Genomic DNA, 16966 nt, shown 5'->3' with positions numbered 1-16966 from the left:
AAGTGTATGGATAAAAAAAATAATAATGAATCCAACGGGCTAAATAACAGGACGATAATTATACTTATTATTGCGGCTGCTATTACATTTTTTGCGGTCAGTATGCTTTCAAGCAGACTAAAGAGTGCTACAACAAAGGAAGTCCCATATACCGAATTTATGCAGATGGTAAATGACGGGAAGGTGGAATCTGTAAAGGTAATGGCAAATACAATTGAGATAAAGGTAAAGCAAAATCTTAGCGATTACTCATCTATGACGGTGTATAAAACCGTGAGGATAGAGGATGATACATTGGTAGACAGATTATATGCAGCCAATGTACCTGCTACTATGGAAAGATTTGAGACTACCTCTGCGATATTGTCATTCTTTAGCTTTATACTGCCATTTATTTTCTTTATATTGATGATGAATTTCTTATTAAAGAGAATGGGCGGCGGTGGATTCATGGGAGTTGGAAAGAGCAATGCCAAGGTATATGTTCAAAAGGAAACCGGTATTACATTTAAAGATGTGGCAGGTGAGGATGAGGCAAAGGAGTCTTTGACTGAAATAGTTGACTTTTTGCACAATCCCGAAAAATATACCAAAATAGGTGCAAAGCTCCCAAAGGGTGCTCTTTTGGTAGGACCTCCGGGAACAGGTAAAACACTTTTGGCAAAGGCTGTAGCCGGTGAGGCGGATGTACCTTTCTTTTCACTCTCAGGTTCCGACTTTGTAGAGATGTTTGTCGGTGTAGGTGCTTCAAGAGTAAGAGACTTATTTAAACAGGCACAGGAGGCTGCACCTGCTATCATATTTATAGACGAGATAGATGCAATAGGAAAGAGCAGAGACTCCAGAATGGGAGGAGGAAATGACGAGAGAGAACAAACTCTTAATCAGCTTCTTTCAGAAATGGACGGCTTTGATTCATCAAAAGGTCTTATAGTACTCGGTGCTACAAACAGACCTGAGATACTCGATCCGGCACTGCTTCGTCCGGGTAGATTTGATAGAAGGGTGATTGTTGAAAGACCGGATCTAAAGGGCAGAGTCGATATCCTAAGGGTACATTCAAAAGATGTACTTATGGATGACAGTGTGGACCTTGAGGCAATAGGTCTTGCAACATCAGGTGCAGTAGGCTCAGACCTTGCAAATATGATAAATGAAGCTGCAATTCTGGCTGTAAAAAAGGGAAGAAAGGCTGTAAAGCAAAAGGATCTTTTTGAGGCTGTGGAAGTGGTGCTTGTAGGTAAGGAGAAAAAGGATAGGGTAATGAATCAGGAAGAGAGAAGAATAGTGTCTTATCATGAGGTTGGACATGCGCTTATCTCGGCATTACAAAAAAACTCCGAGCCTGTACAAAAAATCACTATTGTACCGAGAACTATGGGCGCTTTGGGCTATGTAATGTATGTACCTGAAGAAGAGACATATCTAAAGTCCAAAAAAGAGCTTGAGGATATGCTTGTAAGCACATTGGGCGGTAGAGCAGCAGAGGAAATAGTTTTTGATTCCGTTACCACAGGAGCTTCAAACGATATCGAGAAGGCTACATCCATTGCCAGAGCAATGGTTACCCAATACGGTATGAGTGAGAGATTCGGTCTTATGGGACTAGCAAAAGTTGAAAACCAGTATCTTTCAGGCAGAGCGGTACTGGATTGTGGAGACAATACAGCTACAGAGATAGATAATGAGGTCATGAGGATTCTTAAAAACAGCTATGAAGAGGCACTTAGAATACTTAAAGAAAACAGAGAGGTGATGGATAAGCTTGCGGAATTCCTTATAGAAAAGGAAACCATTACCGGAAAAGAATTTATGAAGATTCTAAGAGAAATCAAAGGACTGCCGGAAAAAGTAGAGATAAAGAAAGCTATATTGGTATAAATAAAGATGCCGGATTGGAAAGCCAATCCGGTATTTTTTATACTGTTTTTAGGTAGTAAGGAGTATAGAAAATAAAATCTGACAATAGTATAATATTAAGCAAGTAAAATCTTTAAAGGGGGTGATTGTATGTCGGTAATTAAAATTGAAAATCTAACTTTTTCGTATTACGGATATGTAAATCCGATATTTGAGGAAGTCACATTTTATTTTGATACAAACTGGAAAACAGGTTTAATAGGCAGGAACGGGATTGGAAAATCAACTCTGTTTAAATTACTTTTGGGAGAGGAGGAGTATCAAGGGGAAATAAGTAAAAGTGTGGAATTTATCAAATTTCCGCCTGATATATCGGATACAACAAAAACCGTCATAGAATTATTTAAGGAGCTGACAAAAGATGTCGAAGAGTGGAGATTATTCAGGGAGCTTAATTTATTAGATATAGATGAATCCCTTATATACAGAGAGTTTGAAACCTTGTCTAAAGGGGAGCAGACAAAAATTCTACTGGCTGTTTTATTTACAAATGAAAAGGATTTCTTGCTTATTGATGAGCCTACAAATCATTTGGACATTGAAGGCAGAAAAATTGTCAGTGAATATTTAAAGAGTAAAAAAGGATTTTTACTTATATCGCATGATAGAGATTTTTTGGATGGATGTATCAATCATGTTATTTCTATCAATAGAAGCTCTATTGATGTTCAAGCCGGAAATTTTACATCATGGTATGAAAATAAAATGATGAAAGACAGTTTTGAAATCACCCAAAATGAAAGACTAAAAAAAGATATTAAGAGATTAAGGGAAGCATCTAAGCAGAGCAAGAGCTGGTCGGACAAAATCGAAAAAACAAAAAAGGGTGTAAAGGTATCAGGTGTAAAGCCGGATAAGGGATATATCGGGCATCAGTCGGCAAAGATGATGAAGAAATCTAAAAATCTGGAAAACAGGCAAAATAAGGCAATAGAAGCAAAACAAAAATTATTAAAAGATATTGATACAAAGGAAAGCTTATTGATTAATTGCTTACAGCATCATAAAGATACTCTAATCTCAGTCAGCAATTTATCGGCATATTATGGGGAAAAGCAGATATTATGGAGTCTGAGTTTTGAAATAAAACAGGGAGATATACTGGCTGTATATGGTAAAAACGGTAGTGGGAAATCCACTTTGATTAAAATTTTATCGGGTTTAAATAATAACTACAGCGGAGAAATAAAACCGGCAAGTAATCTTAAGATATCCTATATTCCTCAAAATACTTCTGATTTACATGGCAGACTTGATCAATATATTAAAAATATGGAGGCTGATGAAACATTATGTAAAACCATTCTTAGAAAATTGGATTTTTCAAGAGATTTATTTGAGACGGATATGCAAAATTACAGCGACGGGCAAAAAAAGAAGGTTTTGTTATCTATAAGCCTGTCAAAACCTGCTCATTTATTTATATGGGATGAACCGCTTAATTATATAGATGTAATTTCAAGAATACAGATTGAGGAAATTATAAAAGAGTCAAAGCCCACATTGGTGCTTGTAGAACATGACAGAAGATTTGTAGAAGATGTAGCCAATAAGATAATATATCTGTAGTGGATAAAATATAAATCAAAAGTATATACCGGATTGGAAAGCCAATCCGGTATTTTTTAATATTTGTTGTTATGTTATAATCAGGTCTATTTACCATTCCTTTATATCAAATTTATTCATTGTGTCTTCCAAGAAATGCTGATGATATTCATACTTTGGATACTTTTGCTCTTCAATTTTGAATATTTTATCATGACTTAAAAATTCTCTATGCAACATCTCATGATACAAGATGAACTTTATTACTTCCGGATCAACATCCTTAGAGTTTAAAACACAGTTTATATCAATATTATGTGAGTCATGCCAAAATCTTCCATAGAATCCTTTATACGCCTTACTTGTCCATGAAATTTTTCCTAAATCAGGTGATACACCGTCAAACATTTCATCTATTACTTCGTTTGCAAGTTTTTGAAGATCATGATATGGTGTTCTATCGAATGGAATCCACTCAATAGGTAATTCTTCTATTTTTTGACCGACTATAATATTCTTATGTTGATAAATTTTAGCTTTTGAAACTGCCTCCTGATACATCTCTTTGGTTTCAAATAAATCTCTTGCAATATCATATTCATCATATAATTCACCGGCTAAATCGATAACATCTCTGTTTTCAAGTGAGGCCCTTTGAGCAACATAGTGGGGATCTATTTGCTTTCTGTGTGAGATAATATGTATATTAGGTGTTATTTCATTTTGCCTGAAGTTTTCTACAAAAAGTTTCATATCATTTAAAGCGGGTTTATCAATAAAATCAGGAAAATACTTGTCAATCAGGTCTTCGGCGGAAATACTTGTATCATTTATCCATGAGGATTTGTCTTTATATAATCTATTAAAAGCATCCAGTTGGTTTTCAAATACCAACATACATACAGTCTCACCATCTTCATCACAAAGACTATACCAGCCTGATGGAATCATTACATCTCTATGGTTGATTTTATTGTATACAAGGATATTTCTATATATCTCCTGGCATTTAGACCATTCATATTCTTTATATGAGACTCTTTTATGTACCTTTTTCTCAGGATCAGAGTCTTCACGCTCTTCATTTATAAGCCATTCCGGATTTAACCATTTTCTAAATGTCGCCCATTTATCATGGAAATCTACAATATTTACATCTTCAGTACCATTATTCGACTGCGGTCCCCTCATTCCTCTACCAATCATCTGCATAAGAAGTCCTTCACTTTGAGTCGGTCGGGTAAGAAAGATTGTCTGTATATCCGGAACATCACTACCTTCAGTCATAATGTTTACATTAATAAGCACATCAAGATCATTGTTCTTAAAGGCATTAATAACTTCTGTATTATTTTCTTTCCTTGAATATATATTTCCAACTCTAATATTTCGCTTTTTAAGCTCTTCATATAAAAACCTACAATGAACAACGTTCAATGCAAAAATCAAAGTCTTTCCATATTTTTCCTTGTTTTCTATATATTGTTCAATAATAACTTTATTTCTGGATGCTGAATCCGCAATTTTGTTTACAAGCGATTCCGGAAGATCACCATACCTTTTAATGAATTTTTCTTCATCAATACTGATGATAGGCTCGATTTCTTCATCAGTCTCAATTCTTTCAAACTTAGGATTTGCCAAAATACCGGTTTTAATCAGCTCACTAAGTGATATAGTATAAACTATATTATTATCATATAAACTCATAAGAGTAGCACTGTCATTATCATTTGCTCTGACGGGTGTAGCAGTTAAGCCAAGTAATTTCATACCGGTTCTTTTCTTTTCTATAAATTTTATGATTTCTTGATATGAAGGTGCAAATGTATGATGACATTCATCTACTACAACCATTACTTTTTTACCGAGTATTCTGGCAAGATGTTCTCTGTTTCTATATACCGAGTTGATACTTGCAACTATGATTTCATGTTTATCAATTTGAGACATTCTCAAATGTTCACCTGATACACAACTGATCTTATATGATTTAATATCAGGATTTACAAGTTTAGAGAGTCCGGCAAAGCGATAAAAACAATCAGCCGCCTGTTCAATAAGCATGTGTCTATGTGCAAGCCACAGTATCTGGTAGTCTCTGCTTATCATCTCCTTTATCAGAAAATATGTTGCCGTTCGACTCTTACCGGAACCGGTAGGCATAACAAGCATTCCTTTTTTAGAATCATTATCAATAAAATGTTTTTTTAATGCAGAAACAGCATTCTCTTGAAAATCATAAAGTGGTACTTCTTCAATCTTTGTAGACTTCATATCCAATGACTTTGTGTATTTGAAGGTAGAGTAGTCTTGAGGTTGTATGGCAAGTCCACTGATAGAGTATAATGCAGCTTCATAAGCTCTAACCAAAGTAGTTGTAGTTTTCTTTTTACATAAAGTAATAAGCTTACCATTTCTGCTTCTCTCAGTAATATAAAGAGCCTTGCATATTTCATCCACTTGAGTATCATATTTAGGTAAGAGTACATTATCTATAATATTTCTATACTCGCTGATAAACTTGCTGTCAGGTAATGAACAAATATTATTGGTAATACATCCTATTATAATATCTTTGTCATCAGTTTCTAAATAGATATCCTTATCCTTAATATCTGATGCTTCAATAATTGACTTTAAAAATGTTAAATCAAAAGCTTCCCATGTAAATCTCATTTTTTATTCCTCCGAAAATTTATTGCTCTTTGAACTGACTTAAGGATATCATAGTGATACAATTTGTTTAATGGGATAAGTTATCCCGGGAAAAGTAGGAGTTATTCTCGTCTTTTCCTAATAAGTTTTATGCCTACATGTTGTTCAAATTGATCTATAAAGTCTTTTATCGTATCTCTATCTTCCAAAGCTTTTATACAGATATAGTCAGCCATACATCTCTCATTTAATTCACCATCACATAATATAAAGAATTTATTTGCCTCCTCCAGCGACATATGTAATCCTACACAAAATTTATATAGAAAATTCCTTGAGCATTTTGTAGTACCAAGAATTGTTTTTCTTAGAGTATCAATAGGTATACAACATTCTTCTTCTAATCTTTCATTAGCCATATCGTAAGAATAATTATTTTTTTTAGCATATTCCGCTTTTTTTCTACATATCATATCGCTAAGCTCACGATATTGCTCAATGTAGTGATTAAGGTCAGATGATATAACACGAAACTCTCTTTTTTCAGCAGTATATTCAATACAATCAAAATCTACATGGTTTAATGATTTTATACTCATATATTCCTCCTATAAAAATATAGCCGATGAAGCATTTATGACTTCACCGGCGCGTATACATAGCAAATTATTTCTTCTTTTTTCTTTTCTCTTCACAATAAATGCAGCGGTATACCTCATTCTCCTTGTCTGAAAGATAGAAGATATGCGGGAGCTCCTGCTCGATTGATGTGATACATCTCGGGTTCTTACATTTGATGATATTGGTTATCTTCTCAGGCAATGAAACAGTTCTTTTTTCGACTATAGCATTGTCCTTTATTATATTTATAGTAATATTGTGATCTATATATCCGATAACATCAAAGTCTATCAAATCAAGTACATCACCTTCAATTTTTATAATGTCTTTTTTACCCATTTTCTTGGACTTTGCATTTTTAATAATGGCAACAGGTTTTTCTATCTTATCAAGCCCTAAATTATAGTATATATCAAGGCTCTTTCCTGCTTCTATATGATCAAGTACTACACCTTCATTTAATCCACTTATATTTAACATTATATTACCTCCAAAAGAGTGATAATTAAAGCCATTCTGACATATACACCAAACTGTGCCTGCTTAAAATATGCGGCTCTGGGATCATCATCCACTTCCACACTGATTTCATTTACTCTTGGAAGCGGATGTAGTATATACATATCTTTCTTAGCATGTTTAAGTTTTTGCTTATCCAAAATATAGGTGTCCTTCAAACGAATATAATCCTCTTCGTTAAAGAAACGCTCTCTTTGAACTCTTGTCATATAAAGTATATCAAGTTCAGGCATAGCCTCATCAAGACTTGTAACCTCACTAAACTCAATATTATTTGCTCTCAGAACATCATCTCTGATATAATCAGGAACTTTCAGCTCTTCAGGTGAGATAAGAACAAATTTAATATTTGGATATCTGATAAGAGCATTGATAAGTGAGTGAACAGTTCTACCGAACTTAAGGTCACCACAAAGTCCTACTGTAAGGTTTGCGATATTTCCTTTCATTCTCTTTATTGTCAAAAGGTCTGTAAGAGTCTGTGTTGGATGTTGATGTCCACCGTCACCGGCATTGATTACCGGGATGGAAGAGAACTTGCTTGCTACAAGCGGTGCCCCCTCCTTTGGATGACGCATTGCTGCTATATCTGCATATGAAGAAATTACTCTAATGGTATCTGCAACACTTTCTCCCTTTGCAGCAGATGACGAATCGGCAGAATGAAAGCCAAGTACGCTACCTCCCAAATTCAGCATTGCCGCTTCAAATGAGAGTCTGGTTCGTGTGCTTGGCTCATAAAATAAAGTTGATAATTTTTTTCCTTCGCAAATTTTGGAATACTTCTCCCTATTGTTTTCTATATCAATAGCAAGATCTAAAAGTGCATTAGTTTCTTCAACAGAAAAGTCCAATGGGTTTAAAAGATGTCTCATACTTCTCCTTTACAAAAATCATTTTTCGTATTATAGTCCATATTTTATACTTTTACAATACCTAAAATATAAAAAAGGAATGAATTGATTTTAGTTGGTTAAGTTTTTAAATTAATGGAGGAGGAAAGAGCATCCATCAATCAATATATTAAAGGATTGTGTTATAATAACTTGCAATATAATTGATGATTTATTGAGTAAAATAGTGTATATAATAAAAATATACCTGTCAAACCGGACTCTATTTTATCGGATATATGAGTATAAAAGTCTTAAGGAAGGCTTTATGAAATGATTAAAAATATTGCAGGTAAATAAGTTGAATTGCAAATTTAGATAAATGTTATTACCGGAGGTGGTTTTATTGGACGAGATTATTAAATATATTAAAACTAAGTATAACCCAATATCCATTATTGTATACGGCTCATATGCGAGCAGGACAAACAACTTAAACAGCGATTTTGATGCAATTGTTATCTCATATGATTATGAAAGGTTTCATGATACATCATTTGTAGATGGAGTTGAGTTGGATGTATTTGTATATCCATTGTCATATTTTGAAAGAGGGTATGAGCATAAGGATTTTATTCAAATTTTGGATGGAATTATTATTACAGACAGCAATGGTATTGGAGAAAAACTACAAGAGGATGTTAAGGATTACTTTAGTAAAATAACGGTTAAGACAGATAATGAGATTCGGGCAAGTATAGACTGGTGTGTTAAAATGTTTGAGAGAGTGAAGAGAAATGACTGTGAGGGAATGTTTCGCTGGCATTGGGTATTAATTGACAGTTTAGAGATATTTTGCGACATAATGAATCAACCCTATCTTGGACCAAAAAAATCATTGAAGTGGATGAAAGAAATACATCCCTTAGCCTTTAATTATTATAAAAAGGCACTTGAAAGTTTTGATATAGAATCTTTAAAAGGATGGATAACATATATAAAAAAACTGAATTATAAGGAATAATTTTTGGATATGAAAAAGTATAGAAGACTTTGAAAGAGCAATACACAGAAAATATGCCATAATATTTTAATTTGATTATAAATATATAATGATGTATAATGAAGCCATATATTAAATATCTACAAAAATGCTTGATTATAAAGTTTGAAGATAAATATATAAATAAAAAAGAAGGAGTAAAATTTATGATTTGGTCCATTATTGTGGGAGGCATTATAGGTTTTATTGCAGGAGAGATTACCAAAAAAGGCAGTGCAATGGGTATAGTTGCTAATGTAATTGCAGGTTTACTAGGCTCCTCTGTAGGTCAGGCACTATTTGGAAAATGGGGGCCAAGCCTCGCAGGAATGTCATTAATTCCTTCTATTCTGGGTGCTGTAATTGTTATTGCTGTTGTATCATACTTCCTTGGTAAAAAGGGGTAGAAGTTTAAAATAATTATTAAAGGGCGTGAAAATGATTTAATATTTTCACGCCCTTGTTATTTGTTGAAATAGGTAGAAAATACTTGAGTGACTATTATAAAATATTATATGAGCGAATAATGGGTAGATATTAAGAAAGCTTATTAAATTAGACTTATGAGGTGATAAATGAAAAATGCAATTATCTATGTTCCGGGGAAAGGTGGAAGTGCAAAAGAAGCCGAATATTACAGGAAGTTTTTTAATGATGGTTTTGATATTATAGGATTTAATTATAAATCAGAAAAACCATGGGATGCAAAAGTAGAGTTTTCAAATTATTTTGATTCTCTTATATCAAAATATAATAAAATAATGCTGATTGCAAACAGCCTGGGTGCATATTTTTCTTTGATTTCTTTAGCTGATAAAAAAATTAAAAAAGCAATGTTAATATCTCCCATTGTGGATATGGAAAGATTGATTTTAGATATGATGATATCAGAAAATGTGTCAAAGGAAGAGCTTAGAATAAAAAAGGAAATAGAAACTTCTTTTGGAGAAATATTGTCATGGGAGTATCTGACTTATGTGATAAAAGATACTATAAATTGGAATATACCTACAGAAGTTCTCTATGGTGAGAAAGATACTATGACATCCATTGACACAATAAATAATTTTGTTAAAAAAACAAATACAAATCTGACAATTATGAGTGGGGGAGAACATTGGTTTCATACAAAGGAGCAAATGGAATTTTTAGATAAATGGTTTAAAAGCAACATTTGATAAGTAAGAAAATACGTAGAAGAAACAAACAGCAAATTCAATAGATTTGCTGTTTTTCCATATACAAAATAGCGTGTTTATAAAAAAAATTGATAATAAAAACTTGACAAAGAAATAATCATCTGTTATAGTACATATATAACAAAGATAAAATAAAGGTGGTGATATAATGAATATTAGCAAATTTACGCAAAAGTCCATTGAAGCGGTTCAAAATATGGAGAAGGTTGCCGCTACTCATGGCAATCAGCAAATAGAACAAATACATTTATTGGCATCACTATTAGATATAGACGGTTCATTGATAGTTAATCTTATTAAAAAGATGGGTATCAATGAAAACGAGTTCAGAAATGAAGTAGAGTCCGCCTTGGAAAAGCTTCCAAAGGTAAGTGGCGGTAAAACCTATATCAGTAATGATTTAAATAAGGTACTTATTACAGCAGAGGATGTAGCAAAGAGTATGGGAGATGAATATGTTTCTGTTGAGCATATTTTTCTGAATATTTTGGAGAATCCTTCATCTAATGTAGCACAGATTTTTAGAATATACGGCATTGATAAGAATAAGTTTTTGCAGGTGCTTTCAGAGGTAAGAGGAAATCAAAGAGTGGTTTCCGATAATCCTGAGGCTACCTATGATACATTAAATAAATACGGATATGATCTTGTTGAGCGTGCCAGAGCTCAAAAGCTTGATCCTGTTATCGGAAGAGACAGCGAGATAAGAAATGTTATAAGGATTCTTAGCCGAAAAACAAAGAACAATCCTGTACTTATAGGGGAGCCCGGTGTAGGTAAGACTGCCGTAGTTGAAGGGCTTGCAGGTAGAATAGTCGCAGGAGATGTACCTAATAATTTGAAGGATAAAAAGCTTTTTGCACTGGATATGGGTGCTCTTATTGCAGGTGCCAAGTACAGAGGTGAGTTTGAGGAGAGATTAAAGGCAGTACTTGATGAAGTTAAAAAATCAAATGGAGAGACGATTCTTTTCATAGATGAGCTTCATACAATAGTGGGTGCAGGTAAGACCGAGGGCAGCATGGATGCCGGAAATATGCTAAAGCCTATGCTTGCAAGAGGTGAGCTTCATTGTATAGGTGCTACCACACTTGATGAGTACAGAAAGTATATTGAGAAGGATCCTGCACTTGAAAGAAGATTCCAGCCTGTTTTGGTAGAGGAGCCTTCTGTAGAAGATACTATATCCATACTTCGTGGACTTAAGGAAAGATATGAGAGTTATCATGGCGTTAAGATAACCGACGGTGCTTTGGTAAGTGCCGCTGTACTCTCTGACAGGTATATAAGTGACAGATTTTTACCTGATAAGGCTATAGATCTTGTGGATGAAGCCTGTGCACTTATAAAGACGGAGCTTAATTCCGTTCCTACAGAGATAGATGAACTGTCAAGACGTCAGATGCAGCTACAGATAGAAGAAACTGCACTTAAGAAAGAGAATGACAATCTTTCAAAGGAAAGACTTGAAGCTTTGCAAAAGGAACTTGCTGAAGTAAATGATGAGCTTAATGAGGCAAAGTCAAAATGGGAAAATGAGAAAAAAAGTGTTGAAGGTCTGGCTAAACTCAGAGTAGAGATAGATGAGGTCAACAGACAGATAAATGCCGCAAAGCAAAGCTATGACCTTAACAGAGCTGCAGAGCTTCAATACGGAAAGTTGCCTGAGCTGCAAAAACAGCTTCAGATTGAAGAGGAAAAGGTTAAAAAAGAAGACCTCAGACTTCTTCGTGAATCTGTTACAGATGAAGAGATTGCAAGAATTATCTCAAGATGGACAAACATTCCTGTTTCAAAACTAAGTGAGAGCGAAAGAGAAAAGACTCTGCATCTAGGTGATACATTACATGAGAGGGTAATAGGACAGGATGAGGCGGTTGAAAAAGTAACAGACGCCATAATACGTTCCAGAGCAGGTATAAAAGATCCTTCAAAGCCTATAGGATCATTTCTCTTCCTCGGACCTACAGGTGTAGGTAAAACAGAACTTGCAAAATCACTTGCCAAGGCACTCTTTGATGATGAAAACAATATGATAAGAATCGATATGAGCGAATATATGGAGAAATTCTCCGTGAGCAGACTTATCGGAGCACCTCCGGGATATGTGGGATATGATGAGGGTGGACAGCTTACAGAAGCTGTAAGAAGAAAACCTTATTCAGTTGTACTGTTTGATGAGGTGGAAAAAGCACATCCGGATGTATTTAATGTGTTATTGCAGGTATTGGATGACGGCAGGGTAACAGATTCACTTGGTAAGACTGTGGACTTTAAAAATACCATTATCATAATGACATCAAATATCGGTTCCGGATATTTGCTTGAGGGTATCAATACATATGGTGATATCAGTGAGGAAGCAAGAGAAAAGGTAAATGCAGAGCTTAGAAACAGCTTCAGACCGGAGTTCTTAAACAGACTTGATGAAATCATTATGTTTAAGCCGCTTACAAAGGATAATATAGGAAATATAATCAATCTGTTGATGGATGAACTTAATGAAAGACTTGAGAGCAAGGAGCTCAAGGTGGAATTAAGTGATGCAGCCAAAGACTTTATTATTGAGAAGGGTTATGATCCCGCATATGGTGCAAGACCTCTAAAGAGATATCTTCAAAAAAATGTAGAAACTATGGTTGCAAAGCTCATCCTTTCAGATAATGAGTTAAAGTCAAAGGATATAATATATATTGACCTTGATCCTTATAATGAGCTGACGGCAAGTGTAAAAAAATAGAATTTATAAAGGGGCTGTCGGGAAATTATAGTCATAAAAAAGGGAGGTGTGGCTCAAAATGAGTCACACCTCCCTAAGTTTTTACATAAAAAAAGATGGCTAACGATAACCATCTTTCTCCGTTACATGTTATAATGTAACTACGCTCACGGTTAATTATTATAATGACTTTTTTGAAATAGGTCAACAGAAAATCAACTTTAGCTTCTATGAGTTGAGTTTACCCGATGACGATCCATTCTATACCCTAAAAAAGTTATGGAGGATTTAATTTTTCCGGACTATTAGCAAATTGTTCGAATAAGGGAAGAACAGGGTACAACCCGATTATGATGTATGCAGTTATTACTTATGCTAATATGCGAGGAATACGCTCAATCGATCGTATTGTAGATTTATGTGAAAGAGATATTGCTTTTATCCGGCTTACTCAAGGGAGAAAGCCTAAAAGAGATGCTTTTTATGAATTTAAAGGTAAAAAACTCACTTCAGATATCCTTGATAATCTAAACTATCAGTTTATGAGACGATTACAAAAAGAAGGGCTTGTAACATTAAAAGAGTTGTTTATTGATGGAACAAAAATAGAAGCTAATGCTAATCGTTATACTTTTGTATAGCGTGGAAGCATTAATTATCATCCGGCAGTACTATTGGATTCTATTGATAAGCTTTATTCAAACTATAATTCTTTTTTACAAGATAATAGTTTTAGTGAGAAATACGGGCTTGGAAATGCACAAATGTTTGTAATTGACGGAATTGATAAAGTTAGAGATGTTATTGAAAAGAACAGAAAAAGAAAGATTACAAAATATAAAAAGCTATCTAATAACCGTATTATAGAGATTGATAACTGCTCGCCCATTGAAATACTTAAGCTTCAGAAAAATCTTATGGCTATTGCTGACGGAGGAGAAGAGGAGATTGTAATGATAGATGCTATAACCGCTTATAATATAATGAATAAACATATAAGCAAAAATCCGGACGATAAAATTATAAATTGTGCAATTACCAAAGATGCATATGTGTTTGGCGTAAAAGAACATCCAGACTGTGGCGAAATGGCTGTAGATAAGAATACCGGTGAAGTATATATAATGAGTATTATAGATTATGCAGAATGCGTTGAATCTGGAGATGTTCACGAAATAGATATAAACACTCTTGATAAATCCTAATACTAATTATTATTAGAGGAGCTAATAATATGGTTACAGCTAAAGAAGCGTATAAAATAATGGATGAATATATAAGTAAAAATCCAGAAGATAAGATTCTTAATTTTTCAGAGACGAGCGAAGCATTCGTGTTTGGTACAAAATGCAATCCTAGTTATGGGCACATGGCAGTAAGAAAATCTGATGGTGAAGTATATATTATGCACATCATTGATTATGCAGAGCATGTAAATAATAACGATAACTTTGAAATAGATATAAACACTATTGATTAATACTAATTCTTATTAAAGGAGCTAGTGACATGATTACAGCTAAGGAAGCCTATGAAATAATGGATAAACACATAAGTGTAAACCCCGAAGATAAAATTACAAGGATGATAGAGATAAACGATTCGTATGTGTTCGGAACAAAGAATCATCCCAGTTATGGCGAAATGGCTATCAAAAAAACTGACGGTAGTATATACATAATACATATAGTAGACTACGCAGAGCACGTGGACAACGGCGACGTTATAGAGATAGACATAATAAATGGATTTAAAAGGACGAAAATTGCATCATAAATACCGGCATTCAGAGCAACTATAAAGTCGCTCTGTTTTTTATTGCTTTGGAATATATACATCACCATTCTCGGTAACAATATATTCTCTTATAGGATTTTGTATATTATCTAAGATTTTCTTGCTGATGTTGATTGTCTCTCTTCTAGATGTGGACTCTACAACGTCACTGAATGGGTTAGGAGTATGCTGCTTGGGCTTCGGTAAAGGAACGGGTAATCCTTTACTGTCTTTGTTAAAAACAGCTTCCCATCTTCCAGCCATTAAAGCTATATCTTTTAGGTTTCGTCTATGACATTCTTCGAGATACGCGTTTACTTCGGCTATGGTATTTTCTATATAACTTTTATCGTGGTTATCAGAATAATAAATTTCAAGTACACTGCTACTGAAAAACAACTCCACTGAGAGCTCAAGACTATCTTTAATGTTAAGAATGTCCTCTGATAATCTTTTTAATTCGTTATCATTCTTAGTGTTTTTATGGCTATAAGTATCTAAATCTGCTAAATAAAATTCTATATTTTTCATGGCGATTCGTTTAGACGCTTGTACATTTGTAAGAGTTGCAAGTCTATGTGTTTCGTTTTTAAATATACTTTCAAAATTGGTATATGCATAACGAATAAATTGCATTTCAGCAATAATTTCTGCTTTTTTGTCGCCATATAAGAACTCGAGTATCTTATCCAGTTTACCACTAATTATACTTAGCTTGGAGTCAAGGTCGTTCATAACCATCTTGATAGATGCTATGGCTAAAGTAGAAAATAACATCATACTAGGTCGAAGTTTAACTAAAGAAAGAATGTTGCTAGCACCATCAGAATTTATTAAATTTACAAGTAGATGTCGACTATCTGTGATGTCGTTAAGCAATTCAGACATACTAGTGTATCGAATAATTATTAACTGTTACAAACTTCATTGGTTTTAACTCCTGCTTCAATCGCTTCGACAACGCTAATTTCATCCATTTTATATGACCAACGATAAACGACCGGTTCTCGATTGACTTCATCGAAGTAAAGGTAGATACGACGCTCCAACTCTTCCTTTGATTCTACCCTGATACCTTTGAGCATCTGTTTCGTCATTTTGCTAAAGAAGCTTTCTATCATGTTAAGCCAAGACCCATGCTTAGGCGTAAACACAAATACAAATCTTCCTTCGGGGCGAGTAGCAAGGTAGTTCCTTGTCTCCTTTGATTTATGCGCTGAATGGTTATCACATACTATGCGGATGATATCTCCTTCAGAATAACGATCATCGAGCTTTTTAAGTAGTTCTATAAAATCAGAACTTTTATGTGTTGTGCTAACATAAGGGATTGCTTCACCTGTTAGCAGATCTATTCCGGCGAGGAGTGATAAGGTTCCGAGACGCTTATATTCAGCATCTCGCATCACACAACCGTTTCCGACCGTAGGGCGAAGATCATCTCCTGTAGTGGCAATAGCCTGTATTCCCGGCTTTTCGTCACAGGATACTGTATGTACCATCGGTTCATCTACCGGGATAATAAGCTGACCGTTTTCATCGAACTGCATGCTCACCTGTTTATACACCAACAGTACATCATGCATCTTGGACTCAAACTCAGGATCACGTTTTTCGCAGTAATACTTTATTTTGTGAGGCTTTATATCAGAGTTTTTTAGTATTTTTTGAACCATGGGTTTTGTTATTGTTTCCAAACGTGGGTAACCTGCCTCGACTGCATGAGTCTGAATATGCTGATGTAGATTTTTAAGTGTCCATAGCTCCTGTGCATAACCAAGATTAGCAGGACGCTGACAAGCAATATCTATAATCCAGGCAACAGCGTCATCCGTGATCTCAACAGGGCGACCTTGACGCTGAGTATCAAATAATGCACTTTTGGTTCCGCCGTCCATATATTTTTTGATGCATAGTTGCACGGTAGAAGGACTTATATCGTATATTTGTGCAATAGTACGAATTGGAGTTCCGTTACATCTGTCCAACAATATATGAGCTCTGATAACTACTTGAGCCTGTATGGTTCTTTGCTTGATCAATGTTCGTAGGTATTCATAATCGCCTTCATTAAGAGTTAAGGAAGTTGGTTTTCTCGGCATAATAGGCACCTCTCTTTTTAGAATAATCC

14 protein-coding genes and 1 pseudogene are annotated in these 16966 nt (G+C 34.5%); 9 read left to right on the top strand and 6 right to left on the bottom strand.

Annotation, left to right across the window (positions count from 1 at the left end; translation table 11 throughout):
• Window positions 1–6 precede the first annotated feature (6 nt).
• Together ftsH and J4O15_RS07870 are read left to right on the top strand one after the other, a co-directional pair.
• Window positions 7–1881, top strand: a complete 1875-nt coding sequence (gene ftsH / locus J4O15_RS07875) for an ATP-dependent zinc metalloprotease FtsH (protein ID WP_208100359.1) — start codon at window positions 7–9, stop codon at window positions 1879–1881.
• A gap of 129 nt (window positions 1882–2010) precedes the next feature.
• Complete coding sequence (locus tag J4O15_RS07870; RefSeq protein ID WP_208100358.1) at window positions 2011–3489, top strand: Lsa family ABC-F type ribosomal protection protein; 1479 nt, start codon at window positions 2011–2013, stop codon at window positions 3487–3489.
• A gap of 90 nt (window positions 3490–3579) precedes the next feature.
• Here the strand turns inward: J4O15_RS07870 and J4O15_RS07865 are convergent, their stop codons facing one another.
• From J4O15_RS07865 to pyrB, 4 genes are all read right to left on the bottom strand, one after another.
• The gene (locus tag J4O15_RS07865) at window positions 3580–6147 is read right to left on the bottom strand and encodes a DEAD/DEAH box helicase (RefSeq protein WP_208100357.1); all 2568 of its coding nucleotides are present in this window, start codon (window positions 6145–6147) and stop codon (window positions 3580–3582) included.
• A gap of 101 nt (window positions 6148–6248) precedes the next feature.
• The gene (locus J4O15_RS07860) at window positions 6249–6725 is read right to left on the bottom strand and encodes a hypothetical protein (RefSeq protein ID WP_208100356.1); all 477 of its coding nucleotides are present in this window, start codon (window positions 6723–6725) and stop codon (window positions 6249–6251) included.
• Window positions 6726–6792: 67 nt separating this feature from the next.
• The gene (locus tag J4O15_RS07855; protein ID WP_009218564.1) at window positions 6793–7227 is read right to left on the bottom strand and encodes an aspartate carbamoyltransferase regulatory subunit; all 435 of its coding nucleotides are present in this window, start codon (window positions 7225–7227) and stop codon (window positions 6793–6795) included.
• Window positions 7227–8141 (bottom strand): aspartate carbamoyltransferase, encoded by a 915-nt coding sequence (gene pyrB / locus J4O15_RS07850; protein ID WP_009218565.1) that lies wholly within the window; start codon window positions 8139–8141, stop codon window positions 7227–7229. Before pyrB ends, J4O15_RS07855 begins: the two co-directional genes overlap by 1 nt.
• A gap of 355 nt (window positions 8142–8496) precedes the next feature.
• On the opposite strand from pyrB, the gene J4O15_RS07845 reads away from it, so the two are divergent.
• The 7 genes and pseudogenes from J4O15_RS07845 (at window position 8497) to J4O15_RS07815 (ending at window position 14835) form a co-directional block, all read left to right on the top strand.
• The gene (locus J4O15_RS07845) at window positions 8497–9123 is read left to right on the top strand and encodes a nucleotidyltransferase domain-containing protein (protein ID WP_334299463.1); all 627 of its coding nucleotides are present in this window, start codon (window positions 8497–8499) and stop codon (window positions 9121–9123) included.
• Between the two features lie 98 nt (window positions 9124–9221).
• Window positions 9222–9548, top strand: coding sequence for a GlsB/YeaQ/YmgE family stress response membrane protein (locus J4O15_RS07840; protein WP_442911595.1), 327 nt, complete (start codon window positions 9222–9224; stop codon window positions 9546–9548).
• Between the two features lie 168 nt (window positions 9549–9716).
• A complete protein-coding gene (locus tag J4O15_RS07835) occupies window positions 9717–10319 on the top strand; it encodes an alpha/beta hydrolase (protein ID WP_208100354.1) in 603 nt (200 codons plus the stop codon).
• 169 nt (window positions 10320–10488) lie between these two features.
• Window positions 10489–13080 (top strand): ATP-dependent chaperone ClpB, encoded by a 2592-nt coding sequence (gene clpB, locus J4O15_RS07830; RefSeq protein ID WP_208100353.1) that lies wholly within the window; start codon window positions 10489–10491, stop codon window positions 13078–13080.
• A gap of 178 nt (window positions 13081–13258) precedes the next feature.
• A pseudogene (locus J4O15_RS16455) lies at window positions 13259–13994 on the top strand (transposase); the annotation flags it as partial.
• A 299-nt stretch (window positions 13995–14293) separates the two neighbouring features.
• Complete coding sequence (locus tag J4O15_RS07820) at window positions 14294–14539, top strand: hypothetical protein (protein WP_208100352.1); 246 nt, start codon at window positions 14294–14296, stop codon at window positions 14537–14539.
• Between the two features lie 29 nt (window positions 14540–14568).
• On the top strand, window positions 14569–14835 hold the full coding sequence (locus tag J4O15_RS07815; RefSeq protein WP_208100351.1) for a hypothetical protein: 267 nt from the start codon (window positions 14569–14571) through the stop codon (window positions 14833–14835).
• Window positions 14836–14874: 39 nt separating this feature from the next.
• On the opposite strand, the gene J4O15_RS07810 is transcribed toward J4O15_RS07815, so the two are convergent.
• The gene (locus tag J4O15_RS07810; RefSeq protein WP_208100350.1) at window positions 14875–15723 is read right to left on the bottom strand and encodes a hypothetical protein; all 849 of its coding nucleotides are present in this window, start codon (window positions 15721–15723) and stop codon (window positions 14875–14877) included.
• A 20-nt stretch (window positions 15724–15743) separates the two neighbouring features.
• Entirely contained in the window at window positions 15744–16937 is a 1194-nt protein-coding gene (locus J4O15_RS07805; protein WP_208100349.1) for an IS630 family transposase, read from the bottom strand.
• Between the last annotated feature and the right edge of the window lie 29 nt (window positions 16938–16966).

The sequence above is a fragment of the Lachnoanaerobaculum sp. Marseille-Q4761 genome (assembly GCF_017565785.1).
Taxonomy (GTDB): domain Bacteria; phylum Bacillota; class Clostridia; order Lachnospirales; family Lachnospiraceae; genus Lachnoanaerobaculum.
This window is presented reverse-complemented; position numbering and strand designations above follow the sequence as displayed.